General features: G+C 36.4%; 12 protein-coding genes. 11 read left to right on the plus strand and 1 reads right to left on the minus strand.

The genetic code is table 11. The annotated features are described in order from the left end of the window. Window positions 1-24: 24 nt before the first annotated feature. The 6 genes from ACVW0P_RS19670 to ACVW0P_RS19695 all read left to right on the plus strand — a co-directional run bounded on the left by ACVW0P_RS19670 (window position 25) and on the right by ACVW0P_RS19695 (window position 7,238). The gene (locus ACVW0P_RS19670) at window positions 25-819 is read left to right on the plus strand and encodes a polysaccharide biosynthesis/export family protein (RefSeq protein ID WP_457133583.1); all 795 of its coding nucleotides are present in this window, start codon (window positions 25-27) and stop codon (window positions 817-819) included. A gap of 3 nt (window positions 820-822) precedes the next feature. Further along, entirely contained in the window at window positions 823-3,171 is a 2,349-nt protein-coding gene (locus ACVW0P_RS19675) for a GumC family protein (protein WP_457133584.1), read from the plus strand. 171 nt (window positions 3,172-3,342) lie between these two features. After that, window positions 3,343-4,539, plus strand: coding sequence for an O-antigen ligase family protein (locus ACVW0P_RS19680; RefSeq protein WP_457133585.1), 1,197 nt, complete (start codon window positions 3,343-3,345; stop codon window positions 4,537-4,539). Window positions 4,540-4,543: 4 nt separating this feature from the next. Next, complete coding sequence (locus ACVW0P_RS19685; protein ID WP_457133586.1) at window positions 4,544-5,527, plus strand: glycosyltransferase family 2 protein; 984 nt, start codon at window positions 4,544-4,546, stop codon at window positions 5,525-5,527. A 60-nt stretch (window positions 5,528-5,587) separates the two neighbouring features. Next, complete coding sequence (locus ACVW0P_RS19690; protein ID WP_457133587.1) at window positions 5,588-6,700, plus strand: glycosyltransferase family 4 protein; 1,113 nt, start codon at window positions 5,588-5,590, stop codon at window positions 6,698-6,700. Then, entirely contained in the window at window positions 6,693-7,238 is a 546-nt protein-coding gene (locus ACVW0P_RS19695) for an acyltransferase (protein WP_457133588.1), read from the plus strand. Before ACVW0P_RS19690 ends, ACVW0P_RS19695 begins: the two co-directional genes overlap by 8 nt. Window positions 7,239-7,244: 6 nt before the next feature. Here ACVW0P_RS19695 and ACVW0P_RS19700 read toward each other — a convergent pair whose 3' ends face one another. Next, on the minus strand, window positions 7,245-9,278 hold the full coding sequence (locus ACVW0P_RS19700) for a right-handed parallel beta-helix repeat-containing protein (RefSeq protein WP_457133589.1): 2,034 nt from the start codon (window positions 9,276-9,278) through the stop codon (window positions 7,245-7,247). A 294-nt stretch (window positions 9,279-9,572) separates the two neighbouring features. Between ACVW0P_RS19700 and ACVW0P_RS19705 the strand changes: the two genes are divergently transcribed. The 5 genes from ACVW0P_RS19705 to ACVW0P_RS19725 all read left to right on the plus strand — a co-directional run bounded on the left by ACVW0P_RS19705 (window position 9,573) and on the right by ACVW0P_RS19725 (window position 15,068). Beyond that, window positions 9,573-10,310 (plus strand): WecB/TagA/CpsF family glycosyltransferase, encoded by a 738-nt coding sequence (locus tag ACVW0P_RS19705; protein WP_457133590.1) that lies wholly within the window; start codon window positions 9,573-9,575, stop codon window positions 10,308-10,310. Window positions 10,311-10,933: 623 nt separating this feature from the next. Next, a complete protein-coding gene (locus ACVW0P_RS19710; RefSeq protein WP_457133591.1) occupies window positions 10,934-11,443 on the plus strand; it encodes an oligosaccharide biosynthesis protein Alg14 in 510 nt (169 codons plus the stop codon). Beyond that, window positions 11,440-11,922 (plus strand): glycosyltransferase, encoded by a 483-nt coding sequence (locus ACVW0P_RS19715; RefSeq protein WP_457133592.1) that lies wholly within the window; start codon window positions 11,440-11,442, stop codon window positions 11,920-11,922. Before ACVW0P_RS19710 ends, ACVW0P_RS19715 begins: the two co-directional genes overlap by 4 nt. Window positions 11,923-11,924: 2 nt before the next feature. After that, the gene (locus tag ACVW0P_RS19720) at window positions 11,925-12,692 is read left to right on the plus strand and encodes a polysaccharide biosynthesis/export family protein (RefSeq protein WP_457133593.1); all 768 of its coding nucleotides are present in this window, start codon (window positions 11,925-11,927) and stop codon (window positions 12,690-12,692) included. A gap of 12 nt (window positions 12,693-12,704) precedes the next feature. Continuing rightward, window positions 12,705-15,068: a GumC family protein gene (locus tag ACVW0P_RS19725; protein WP_457133594.1), complete on the plus strand. Its 2,364-nt coding sequence runs from the start codon at window positions 12,705-12,707 to the stop codon at window positions 15,066-15,068. The last annotated feature ends 3 nt before the right edge of the window (window positions 15,069-15,071 follow it).

Consider the following 15,071-nt stretch of genomic DNA (forward strand, 5'->3'; position numbering starts at 1 on the left):
TAATATTTATAACTCCCCACATCTATGAACAAAAAACTAAACCTCCAACCGAAGTTTTTATTGTTAACTGTAACGTGTATTACAATACTTTTAATCCAGTCATCTTGTAACTCGTACAAAAAAATACCTTACTTTCAGGATTTAAGCAGAACGCAAATTACAAAAGAAAATATAGATAACTATACTACTTTTACTATTCAACCTCACGACCAGCTATCTATTAGCGTTGGTAGTAAAAACCCTGAAGCTGACGCGGTATTTGGTAACAACCAACAAAATGCGGGTACTAACCCGGGAAATGCGAATTATGGTTATACTGTAAATGCGAAGGGTGAAGTTAAACTTCCTCTTCTCGGTTTGGTTAAAGTTACCGGGCTATCAACCGACCAGCTTTCCGAGCAATTACAAAAAAGCCTTGCACCGTACTTAAGTTCTCCAACTGTTACCGTAACGGTAGTTAATTTCAAAGTAGCCGTTTTGGGTGATGTGTTAAGGCCTAACATTTATACCAGCAACAGCGAAAGGTTAACCATTCCGGAGGCATTGAGCCTTGCAGGTGATTTGAATATAACAGGCAAGCGTGAAGATATAGTTTTGGTAAGAGAGAAAGATGGTAAAAGAGAATACATTCCCATTGACCTTACCTCAAAAGAGATTTTTAAGTCGCCGTATTTTTATCTTAAAAGTAATGATCTTATTTATGTAACACCAAACAAATCTAAACTTTCAACTATTAACGATAAAGGATATCAAAACGCGAGCTTGATAATAGGGGCACTCTCTGTACTGGCTATCGCTATTTCTTTGTTCCGAAATTAATTTATGAGCGATACTAAGTCTTCAAATTATCGAAGAGAAGATGATCCGCGTTTTACGGATCTGCGTGTAATACTGGCTAAATATTTTTATCACTGGCCCCTTTTTTTATTGGGGCTGGTTTTAGCGCTTTCAATAGCTTATATATATATTAAAGAGGTAAATCCTGTTTATAAAATTAGCGCTACCATACTTGTTAAAGATGAAAAGAAGGTTCCACAGGAAAAAGAAGCTTTACAGGAATTAAACCAGTCTAGCTCACCAAAAAATGCTGAAACAGAGATTCAGATCCTAAAATCCACCGAGCTAATACACCGTGTAGTAATTGATTTGAATTTATGGGTGAATTATAGTTACGGTAGGAGGTTAAACGCCAAGGATATTTACAAATCATCGCCGGTAAGTTTCTTACTGTTACAAGAGCCTGATAGGGAAATTGGTACTATTGAGATAGCTATACTTGATAAAAACAGTTATAAGATAGTAGGTGATAAAGGCGATGATCATCTATTTAAATTTAATGAAACCGTAAACGATAAACTTGGAAGATGGGTATTAAAACCAACTTCGTTTATTGAACAATATATTGGTAAATCCATTAAAATAATAGTTAACAGTGCTGATAAAGTTACAAATAATTACGTCAAGGCGCTTGATGTTCACTTATTAGATAAGGCTACACCAACTATCGGTTTATCTTTAAGTGATGAAGTTCCGAAACGCGGAAAAAACATACTTAATTACATCATAAAGTCTTACAACGAAACTACATCGGCCGAGGAAAAACGCTCAACAGAAAGTACTATTAAGTTTATTGATAACCGTTTGGCTTCGCTAACAGGGGAGTTAAATTCTGCCGAGCAGGATGTGGAGGGTTATAGAAGTAGCCAGGGATTAACAGATATCAATTCACAATCAAAAGTTTACCTTGAAAACGTTCAGACCAATGATATTAAACTAAATGAGGTAAACGTTCAGCTTAATGTTATTGAAGGTATTGAGCACTATGTAAATTCAACGTCGAATAACGAAAACCCACCGGCAACCATAGGCATATCAGATCCTGCATTAAATAGTTTAATTGAAAAAGTATCTCAGTTGCAGTTAAAAAAATCGGCACTACTGGCTACCACACCAATTGGTAACCCGGTTTTTGAACCTTTAGATAAGCAAATAACTACTACCAAAAATGCAATCAAGCAAACAATAGGTAGTATAAAATCGTCATTGATTACCACAAAGCGAGAGCTGCAATCATTTAACAACAAATTTGAATCGTCTATTCGGAATATACCCGGCCAGGAGCGCCAATTTGTAGGAAAAAAACGCCAGCAATCGATAAAAGAAAACTTGTACGTTTATCTTTTGCAAAAAAGGGAAGAAGTGTCGTTAAGCTATGCTTCAACTCTGGCAGATGCGCGAATTGTGGATAAGGCTAATCTTGAAGATATAATATGGCCAAAAGCTTCATTGATCCTTATCATTGCTTTTTTATGCGGGTTTGGAGTTCCGTTCCTAATTATCCTGATCCGTTTTTCTTTAAAAAATAAAATTGGGGATAAACGGGAAATTGAATCTGCAATTAATGCCAAAATTTTAAGTGAAATATCTGATGATGAGCAAGATGCAGATATTATTGATTTTAGCGCCAATTTGGTAGGTGAGCAGTTCAATTATTTACGAACGAATTTACATTACCTGCATGAGAATGTTAAAGGAAGAGGAAGGGTTACCTTGTTTACATCCAGTGTTTCTAAAGAAGGGAAGAGCTTCATAAGTTCAAATTTAAGCGTTTCGTTAGCAAGGGCTGGTCGTAAAACGGTAATACTTGAAATGGACCTTCGAAAACCGAAAATATCTTCCATGTTTAACCTGCCAAAGGAAAAACCCGGTATCAGTGATTATCTTTCTTCTGACATTGATATTGCTGACATTATCCAATCCTCAGTTTTGGAAAATCTGGACGTTATAGGAAGCGGGCATACCCCGCCAAACCCATCAGAACTGCTTGAGAAAGACAGGTTAGAGCAATTAATTACGTCATTAAGGGGGATTTACGATGATGTATTAATTGACAGCCCGCCGCTTCATTTGGTTACTGACGCCTTTATAATAGCCAGGGTTGCCGATGTTTCGCTATATGTTATCAGGCAGGGGTATACCGGTAAGTCTGAATTATCGTTTATACGCGATGTAAAAGAGGATGGTAAACTGCCAAAAATGAATATTATATTTAACGGTGTAACAACCGGTAAATACGGCTATGGTTATAAATATGATAACAGTTATTATACACAACGTGATAGTAAACTTTCTTTCCGAAGCAAGTCGAAATTATTTCTTAAGCGGTTTTAACCTGCAAAATACAGGATTGCCGGCCAGGCATAAGTTGTTATATAAAAGATGTTAAACAATCTGCTCTACATTTTACCAGGTATAACGCTATTGCTTTTCTTTTTGAATATCTATTTGAAGGGTAATAACGTTAGCTCTTGTATTTTATTTATCCTCACGTTTCTGCCTTTAATGGATCTGAAAGTTACGATTGAAGCGTGGGGAGGATTTAAAACATTCGATGTAATATGTTACTACTGCTTGTTTTTCTTACTAAAGGATTTCATTACTATTGACCTTAAAAACCATACAAACTTTTATTTCGTGTTGTTTGTACTACTCACTATCATCATCCTGATAGGAGGCCTCTCATCTGAATTTCCGCAACACACGTATTTAAACGTATTAAAAATCCTTCCTGTATTTATTTTCGCGCGTTTTTATGTTAAAGAATGTTTTATTGATCCATACTTTTTTAGAAAGACAGTAAATGCTTTAAAAATAAGCTATGCGTTTGCACTTGGGTTTTTGCTTATTCAATGGGTTGTGGGGTTAAGGTTTACCTTTTACCCGGAACTTGGCCCAAACACTTTTGATGCGGCAACCGGGGCTATCAGGTATCCTGGTGTGTTTTACGACTCGCAGGCTAGCGGGCAGTTCTTAGCTATGGGTAGTTTTATATTTTTATATAATGATGAGGGTGCGTCAAGAAAAAACCTGGCGTTAAATTACCTGGCATTTGCTATTGCCATAGTTGGGATAGTTTTGGCAGGAAGCCGTGCAGCATTTGGCGGTTTTGCTATTGGCCTAATTGTAGTATTTTATATGGCAGCCAGGCAATATCGAGTTTATGGGCTTATATTAATTATTCTGGCTGGCTTAGCTTATTCATTCCTTTCAACTAAAACTGTTTTATTTGCCCGTGCCGGCAATGTATCTGAAGATTATCTGTTTCGCAAATCAATTTGGCAAAAGGCATTTGATATATCAAAAGAGCACCCTTATTTAGGTATAGGAGCAGAAAACTATCAACAATATATCAAAAGGCACGCCCAGGATCAGTATCTGGAAGTTAAGGAAGGAGAGTTGCTTTATTTTGACCAGCCGGAAAACGGGTATTTAAAAATTATGGTAGAACTGGGTTTTACAGGATTTTTGATTTTTGTACTTTACTTGCTTATGCCTTTAATTACCGGTGTTGTAAATAATATAAAGGGCCTTTATGATGATAGGGTTGCGATATTTATCGCTTCACTGGTTTGTTTTTTAGTTGAATTTAATACGGTTTATTCTATTTGGGATACCCGCATTCTGGTTATGGTAGTAAGTATGATCGTAATTATATTAACTTACCCGGTTACTGAATACGCTGAAAACAGCTCAAATTAATAAGATGCCTTCACTTTCTATAATCGTCCCCGTTTACAATAAGGAAAGATACATTGCAGCGTGTTTCGATTCTATATTGAATCAAACTTATGATGATTTTGAACTTATCGTCGTAAATGACGGGTCCACCGATGGGAGTTACCAAAAATGCCTCGAGTATGCAGTAAAAGACAACCGCATAAAACTTATCGACCAAAAAAATGCTGGTGTTTCTGCAGCGCGAAATAAAGGCCTGAGCCTTGCAAAGGGCACATATATCGGGTTCATTGATAGTGATGATACGATTGAGGCTGATATGTACGAAATGCTGATAAACAATATTTGTGCTGTGGATGGAGATATATCTGTATGTCGTTTGCGTGCTGTATTTCCAAATAAAACTGTTAGCCCTCGTGAAAATGAAGGCAGCATGGTTTATAAACATGATGAAGCCTTACAACTTTTTTTTAAAGGACAGTTTGATGTAAGCGCAAATAACAAAATTTACAATGCCAAACTTCTAAAAAATATACGTTTTGAAGGGCGGATATATGAAGATATATTGTTTGTGTGTAAAGCCTTTTTAGCCGCCCAAACCGTTGTGTTTGAGAATAAGGTGAAGTATAACTACCTTGTTAGGGAAAACTCTGTAAGCATGAGTAAATTTGATTCTCATTATATGGAAAGCATAGTGGTATCATCTAAGATGGTTAGTTTAATGACTGATGAAAGCAAACAGGCTATTGAGTATGCTAAAGCTTTTGATGTGATGGCCAATATCTCCTTATTAAACTTGCTATTAATGGCCGGAGAAGGAAAATACCTGGCAGAGTACTGTAAAGTGGTGGGAAATTTAAATGCTTACAAATCTTTCATCTCAACATCTGGCCTTATCAGAAAAAAGCATAAATACGCTTTTAAGATATATTCCGCGTTCCCCAAGTTATATAGCGGCCTGATGTATGCTTATTGCCTTATGACAGGCTCTGAATTAATAAAGCGGACCTGAGTGATAATATGAAAACATGCGAGATAATGGTAAACACTAATTTAGAACAAGCCAATTTAAATGGATAAGGTCAAGATACTTGTAAGCCTGCCAACTAAACATCATGTTGAAATAGCATTAGATGAGGTAACCGGCCTGCAGGAATTGGGTTACCAATGTGGGACGTTTAATTATGCAGCAAAAAGCGGTTATGATTCTAAGATCGGTCGATTAATAATAGTTTTAAAAAACGCTTTTAAGCTCATTAAAATAACCAGGCAGTTTCATCCTGATATTGTCTATTTTAATTCGAGGTTAGAAACATTGGCCGTGATCCGGGATTATTTGACGATACGTTTGGTTAAAACGGTATATCGGAAAAAGGTTCATTTTGTGATCAAATCGCATGGATCGGATATAGAATTGATGGAAGATAAGCGGTATTTGTTGCAAAATGTTATCCTGCCATACTTAAAAAAGAATGTAGCAGGATGGTTATTTTTATCTTCAGAGGAAAAGACGAAGATAAACCAAACCGGTTATTTTAAGCCTGACAAAATATTTACCACAAAGAACGTGGTGCGTGTAAATCAGTTTTATAAAGACCATGATTTTAAGACAAGGCATGGCATCGCTGCCGATCATAAAGTTTTATTATTTGTAGGGCGCATAATTAGCGAAAAAGGGATATTTGAAGTTCTAGATGCATTTTCAAGAATTAAAGAGAAACATAAAACCACATTTATAATTGTGGGCGATGGTGATGGATTTGAAGCGGTTAAGGAAAGAATCAGTGAGCTTTCAATCGAAAATGTGATACTAACCGGTTTTATCCCCGAACAGGAAGTTGTAGCATATTATTCAAACGCCGATATTTTAGTTTTCCCGACATTTTTTGCGGAAGGGTTCCCGATGGCATTATTTAACTCGGTAGGGGCTGGCCTGGCTATTATTACTACACAGATAAGAGCAGCAAGCGATTTTTTATCGGAACCCCAAAATTGTTTATGGGTAAAACCTCAAAACGCTAATGATGTCTACATAAAGCTTGATGAGCTATTACAATCTGACGATCTAATTAATTCTATGCGTGTTAATAATATACAAACAGCAAAGCAATTTTCTGGTCAACAGATCGCATTAGAATTAGGTGCTATATTTAAGCTGATAGTTAAGCAGGAGCGCCATGATTAGATTTTTAAAGCAGTTAAGAAATCTGATCTTAAGAACGGTGGTTTATAGGCGCTATGATATTGCGAAAGGGTTTTATTGCGGTATAAGGGTGAGGTTGTGGGCTAAGAACCAACTCGTTATCGGCAAAAATTTTTATATAGGGCGCGACTCCTTTATAGAGACAGACGCCGTTATTGGCGATAACGTAATATTTGCTAACCGTGTCGGATTGGTAGGTAAGTATGATCATCATTATCAGCAAGTAGGGGTGCCTATACGCCTTGCTTCACAGATAAGGGATGAAGATTATAACTGGCTCGGCTTGAATAGTGTTATCACCATCGGTGATGATGTTTGGATCGGCTATAACAGCACCATACTAAGCGGGGTAAAAATAGGAACAGGTAGTATTATTGCGGCTGGATCAGTAGTTAGTAAAGATGTTGAACCCTATAGCATATACGGGGGTGTACCTGCAAAAAAATTGAAAGACCGTTTTAATGACCCGGAGAGTTTACAAAAGCATATTGAATTATATGCTGCTAATTTTAAGGGTTGAGCTTTACTATCGCTCGAATGTTTTATTTATTACTGCCGAGTATTCAATAGCTTGTAATTTATCTATTTCGTTAGGTTCTGCAGCAAGTAATATCATCGAAGAATACGGGTTAAGTGTTATTGTTTTTGAATAACTTTTGTTCTGAACGTCTACATAATGTGCATCTAAAGAGATCACTTTAACTGTGTTGGTAGCATTGTATTCAAATAATATATTTCGTTTGTCGGTATTTTGCAAATCTATTCCGTGAGCCTCTTGCAATTTCAACTTAGTAGATGATACTGATCTCTTAGCAGTCATATTTGCAGATATTATAGCGGATGCGTAATGCTTTGCCGGTTTGCAGTAAATATTACTATCAATTTGCCCAAACGATAATATATCATCCTGGTTAGTAGTGAATTTTGCTGCTGCCTGTGCACTCCCAACAGAGAAGAAAGTATTTTTACTAATCTTATTGTTTCTAATATATTCGCTTGTAGCAAGATAATGATCCTGCTCAAGCCTTAACTGAATGCCATTGTTGAATACTGTATTACCGTAAATGTTAATAAATTTTGCGTTGTGTATTTTAATTCCATTGTTAGAGCATAAGGAAACAGTATTATCTAATATGCTTACACCTTCTGTATTATCATCAATGTAAATTCCTTCAGCCTGTAGGCTGTTAGGTTGGTTGGTGCCGGCGCTATTCCCAACGCCATGTAAAACGATATTGCCTTCTACCTTTTTATTAGTAGTTTTTGACCAATCGCCCAGATAGATCCCGGCGCCATCATCTTTTGTCATGCAAAACCAGGTGATATAATTGTTTTTTGCAAGAGACGAATTTCCACCAAAGTAGATCCCGTTATATCCTACGCTATCAATCCTGTTTTTTTCTATCTGCGTATTGTCGCCAAATGATGTAATAGCCTCATATGTACCGGTACCGCTTTTTCCCATACCTGCCATAAGGCCTGTGTTTTTTATGGTATTATTCAAAACAGAAGCGTTAGTACAGCCTACATCAATGTTGACTCCTCCACTTAAGGAGTTATTAATTATGCAATTCTTAACGGTTAGGAACGGACTAAAAGAAGCGAAAATAGCTTCAGTGCCCGAATATTGTATATTACAATTTGTAATACTTATGCTTTTAGATTGTATAATTTTAAAAGCATTTGCCCCCGCGCCCGAAAACGTTATGTTTTCAAATGAAATATTATTGAATTTGTTTATTTCTACAAGGTTGCTTATGCCACTTGTACTCGTAGTGTAGGCAGACGGTTTTTTAGTCCCGAAATATACTGCCATGGTCTTCTTCTGCGGATTATAAAACCACTCTCCTAATTCATCAAGGGTATTGATGCTGTTTTGGATAAAGTATCCATAGCCATTTTTAGGATTGTTCTTATTTCCGTAGAAAGTAAGTTTATTACCATTGTGTGCTATAATTTGGCTTTTATCAATAATCCACCTGGCCTTTCTGATCACCACATCTGCTGATGTCCAGTTAGGGGCGCCTATAAGATCATTATCTGTCAGTTCATTATTTTTTGATGAAATTATAGTTAGATAGCCCTTATTTGGATAACGGCCAATTTGTTGCTGAGCATTATTTAATATCAGATTATAACCTACAGCATCGCAAATACTTTCGTAAATACCTTTACCTATATTTTTCCACGAATTTAAAGTTAACAGACCGCTAATTTTAGGGTTTTCGCCTTTTCCATATGCACCAAAATATATTGGGGCAAAATAAGAGCCTGATTTAGTAACTGTTATTGAGCCGTAAAATATATCGCCTTTTTTTAATAAAACAGAATCGCCAGCTTTGAGATATTTAAAAAAGCTGTTTAGTTTATCAAGGCTTTTCCATGGTGTTGCAGGATTACTTGCCTGGCTGCTGGAGTAAGTATCATTGCCTGCTTTACTGGAAAAATAATAGGTTGACGAATAGCTGTAGCTGGAACAGCATATAAGGCAAACGACCATAAGCTTACTGAACCTTGAGGGCTTATTACATTCCTGAACCTTTGGATCAATTGTAAGCATGGTAGATAATATTTAGAAGTTAATTCCTATGGTACGAGAATATCCCAATCATATTCGTGGTGGTGTTTACGTCTATATGAATTTAAAAGTTACAAAGCGCATGGTTTATTTTTTTAATAATGGGCGTCGATAAAGAAAAAAAATCCCCATTTTGATGATTTTTGGGAAGTTTATTTCTTGAGATATACTATTCATTAAGCATCTTAAGTGTAGGAGAATTGGATTTTCGTTTAATATTTTAGGTATAGTTATTGTATTGTTAAATATCTTATACAATTAAATACCAATTTGGGAATGAACCCGACTGTAGAATTACTTTCCTATTCTGTTTTTGCCGGAGAACTGAACCAGATAAAATTTAAAGGCAAGTGTGTAATCAATACCATCAATCAATTCTCGTATACTATTGCTGAGAAAGATGAGGAGTTTAAACAAGCTTTGATTCATTCAGATATTTTACTTCCAGATGGGGTTGGTATAACAGCTGCAGTTAAATTCCTAAAAAGGGAATACATAAAGAAGATTGCCGGTGCTGATTTACATATGCATTTTTTAAACCAACTTAATATAACCGGCGGAAAGTGCTTCTACTTAGGGGCATCTGACGTTACATTAGGTTTAATCAAAGAAAAACTAAAGTTGGAGTTTCCTAATATTATAGTCGGCAGTTATTCACCACCATACAAAGCTGAATTTTCGTCTATCGATACTGATTTAATGATTAATGCCGTAAATGCTTTTAGGCCCGACGTGTTATTTGTAGGCATGACTGCCCCAAAACAAGAAAAGTGGATCTTTAAAAATAGCGCAGCATTGCAAGCGCAGGTAATATGCGCAATAGGAGCAGTTTTTGATTTTTATGCTGGTACGGTGACAAGGCCCTCTAAGTTTTGGCAAAACATGGGCTTAGAATGGTTTGTACGAATGATAAAAGAGCCGCGGCGAATGTACAAGCGTTACCTGTATTATGGCCCTTATTTTTTAGGACAAATTTTAAGATTAAAATTTAATAGGTCGTTCTTAGGCAAATAATAGCCGTCAATACAACTTCAGTGCATAACAACAATGTAAAGTTTGTAACAACAACATAGATATTACAGCTACAGTGTATTAGCTTAAAAAAATTGAGTAAATTGCCTCTCTGAGGATTTTAAGGCACTTTATGAATTGGTTACCTATCCAAATTAAATTGTGCTGATATGGTTGCCGGCTATTAGCGATACTATTAGCTTGGTAATATAATGATTAGCGTGCATAGTTTGCTTGGCACTAAAGTTGTTTTAAATGTGAAAATGAAGAAATACATATCTACTCTTTTTCGATTCTTCTTTCTTTTTTGTGACGTTATTTTAATAAATATAGCATTATTGGTTTGTTATTATTTATTTAACAAATACTTCACACCACTATACATAAACCTATATAGATGTATTTCCGTATCTATTATAATATGGTTATTAAGCACAAGCCTGTTCGGGCTATATAGCGAGCAAACTATTGTAAGTAAAGGTGTTGTTTATAGAAGCACGTGGAGGAGTTTAACCGCTTACCTGTCTTTCTTTCTTGTTTATGGCCTGATAGATATGGGGTTAGAAAGCTTTGTTTTTTTGCTTGCATTTTACGTTACGCTAATTGTTTGTTTTTTAATGAGCCGCATGATCAGCAAATTTTTCGAAAATTACCTGGTATCCAAAATAGATAATGAAAAAAAGGTGAACGTTTTGGCTATTGCCTCTATTGGTGGCCATTGGATACAACTGCTTAGGTTAATGCCGCTTTTTAATGTCAGCACAAATGACGTAACGTTTATTTCAACGTGGGCAAATGTTGAAAAAATGGTTGATGGCCATAGATATTATTCTGTACCAGATGCAAACCGCCATAATAAATTTAACCTGTTGCGTTGTGGCTTTGCAGTTTTTAGCATTATTTTTTCGTCCAGGCCGCAGGTTATTATCACTACAGGAGCTGCCCCTGGTTTGTTCGGGATTTTAGCCGGTAGAATATTAGGTATTAAAACCGTTTGGATCGATAGCATTGCTAATGTTGAAAAACTTTCGCTAAGTGGCCATATTGCACTTAAAGTTGCCGACAGGGTTTATACACAATGGGAACATTTATCAAACCGTAAAGTTGTATTTGCCGGAAATATTTTAGAAGAATGATTTTTGTAACCACAGGCACGCAGGAACCGTTTGACAGGCTCGTTAAAGCTGTTGATGAACTTGCCTTAATATTTCCAGATGCTGATTTTCGGGTACAAGCCTTTACAGCGTCTTACAGGGCCGTTAATATTAATGTTTTTAATAGGATGCCTCCCACAGAATTTGAGCTTAATATAAAAAGTGCCGACTTAATTATTAGTCATGCCGGTATGGGAACTATAATATCTGCACTGGTAAATAGTACTCCAATTATCGTAATGCCCAGGTTGCTTAAATATGGAGAGCACCGTAACGAACATCAGTTAGCAACAGCAAAAAAGTTAGATGATATGGGTTATGTATATGTGGCCTATAATGAAGAAGAACTTATTGAAAAGGTTCGGAATATATGGCCGGGTAATTTAAAATCCTTACACAAAGTAGGGAATGTGGCGTCAAAAAAATTGATTAATTCACTTAGTAATTTTATTAAACAGTAGTTATGAATGTTAAGCGTACATTATATGCGTTACTTTTAATGGTTTCAGTATGTTCCTGCGGGTCTTATAAAAATATCCCTTATTTTCAAGACCTTGATCAGAACAATATCACCAATCAAAAGGTAGATAACTATTCTCCGCTTACTATACAACCGGCTGATATCCTGGCCATAAATGTAAACAGCAGAAACCCCGAATCTTCTGCCATATTTAATGGCAACCAAAGCCGTGTTGGTGGTTCTGCAACTGATAATTCATCTTTGGGTTACTTAGTAGATCCTGACGGCCTTATATATTTGCCACTTTTAGGCGAAATGAAAGTGTCCGGGCTTACAACAACCCAACTAAGAAAAAAATTAACTGAAAAGCTGCTGGCATTATATAAAGATCCTGTAGTGAACATAAGAATAACGAATTTTAAAATATCCGTATTTGGAGATGTGTTACGCCCGGACACCTACAGTATCCAAAACGAACGTGTAACTGTAACCCAGGCCCTTAGCCTTGCAGGTGATTTAAATATTACAGCTAAGCGTAAAAACGTTATGCTGATAAGGGATATTGATGGTAAAAGGACGTTTATTCCTATAGACCTTACCTCAAAAAGTTTATATCAATCACCATATTTCTATCTTAAAAACAACGATGAGATATATGTAACGCCCGATCGTACAAAGTATGCCACTGTTGATCGCGGCTATCGCACAACCCAGTTAGTACTTACAGGTCTTTCTATAATCGCTATCGTCCTGTCTAACCTGTACAGGTAATATTTAAAAACTATGAATACTCGTAAACCGTCAGTTAAAGCCGTTACAATCAGGGAGAAAAACACCCCGATTACCGATTTAAAAAAGACAGTAACAAAATATCTTTATCATTGGCCATTATTTGCAATAGGGTTGGTACTTACATTAACTATCGCATTTATTTACATAAAATTAAGCAGGCCTATTTATGAAATAAGGGCTACACTATTAATTAAAGACGAAAAGAAAACACCTGACCCAAAACCTGCATTACAGGAAATTGATGTTTTAAGTTCATCAAAGATTACTGAGAATGAGATCCAGGTTATAAAATCTAAAGAGATCATTAGTAAAGTTATTCAAGACCTGCAGCTATGGGTAACCTATCAAAAAAAAGATGGTTTGCGTTACAAAGACCTGTATGATGTAAAACCTTTTATATTAGTCGTAATAAAATCAAATGGTAATTATGATGATGAGAAATTAAAAGTTGTTGTAAACAACAGCACTTCGTTTTTATTGACAGAAAATGGCGGAGAGGTCCGCAAGATTCTTTTTAAAGATGTTTTTCAAACAAATCTTGGTACTATAAAATTTCAACCAACCAGGAACGTTGAGCAATATGAGGGAGCTACTATTAAATTGTCTTTTAAAAACCCGGAAGATGTTGCGTTAGACTATCAGGAAGCTATTGGTGCAAACCAAATGAATAAATTAGCTACTACGGTTGACCTTACCCTTAATGATGCTATTCCACAAAGAGGCAAAGATGTACTTAACCGCCTAATTTATAATTATAAACTTGCGGGTGACGAAGAGAAAAACAGGGAGACTAAAAATGCTTTGGACTTTATTGATCAAAGATTAGCATCTATAACCGGCGATTTAACCAATGCAGAAAAGGGGATTGAAGAGTTTAAAAGCAGTAGGGGCTTAACGGATATTAGTTCTCAATCGCAGATAAGCCTTGAAAACATGCAGGTAAATGATACGCGTTTAAATGATGTGAACGTTCAACTAAGTGTTATTGACGGAATAGAACGGTATGTTAATTCATCTCAAAGCTTTACCAAAGCACCGGCTACTTTAGGGATTACTGATGCAGCTTTGAGCAGCCTGATCGCTAAATTATCTGAATTGCAGTTACAACGCGAGCGGTTGCTGGGTACAACACCGGAAACAAATCCTGATTTTGAACCAATTAACAGGCAAATTGCTTCTACTAAAGATGCGATCAAAGAAAATGTTAAAAGCATAAAATCATCATTGCTTAGCACCCGGAATAAGCTACAATCATTTAACTCGGGTTTCGAGTCGTCAATTAAAAATGTTCCTACCCAAGAGCGCCAATATGTGAGTATAAAACGGCAGCAAGCTATCAAAGAAAGTTTATATACGTATCTGCTTCAAAAACGTGAGGAAATATCGGTTAGTTACGCGTCTTCATTAAATAATGACCGTATTGTAGATCAAGCTTATTCTGGGCAAGGAAAAGTACCTCAAAGGCCCCTTGCTTTGATGGCTGCATTAATTTTAGGTGTAGCCTTGCCGGCAGGTATGCTTTTCAGAAGGTATAATTCAAAAATCACAGATGTTGACGAAATAAGAGATTCGCTAACTGCACCAGTTATTGGCGAACTGCCCTTTGATTCTTCAGCAAGCCCAATAGCAATTAGTACTGCAGGGCCTACACCACTTAGCGAACAATTCAGGTCGTTGCGTACAAAATTATTCAATTTGAGCCAACCTGACGAGAAGGCAAAGGTTTACCTGGTAACCTCCAGTCTTCCTGGCGAGGGCAAAAGCTTTGTAAGCTGTAATTTAAGTGCGACTATGGCCTTCTCTGGTAAAAAAACGGTATTGCTGGAAATGGACATGCGAAAGCCAAAATTGGCCAAAACTCTTGGTCTTTCGCAAACGCATGCCGGGATAAGCGACTTTTTAAATAACAAGTCGGCACTTAAAGATATCGTACAGAAATGTGGTGTTGAGGGCAACCTGGATTTTATCAGTAGTGGCGAACCTATACAAAATCCTTCTGAGTTGTTGGAGGGAAGCCGCCTGGAAGATTTGATCAACGATTTAAGAAATGCTTATGATAATATCGTTATCGATAGCCCACCCGTTAGGCTGGTATCTGATGGTATGATCCTTTCCCGTTTGAGTGATATCAATTTATATATTATTAGGCAGGGAGTAACCGAAAAAGCAGAAATTGGCTTTATACAACAACTGATAGATGAAGAACTGGTGCCCGAAATTCAAATTATTTTCAATGGTATTCAGCGAATAAAATACGGTTACGGCTATAACTTTAGTAACACCGATTATTATAATATTAGTAGTAAACAGCAGGGAGCAGGATCTATTTTTGGTAATTTTTCTGAGAGACTTTAGCTC

The sequence above is a fragment of the Mucilaginibacter sp. UYNi724 genome (assembly GCF_054057495.1).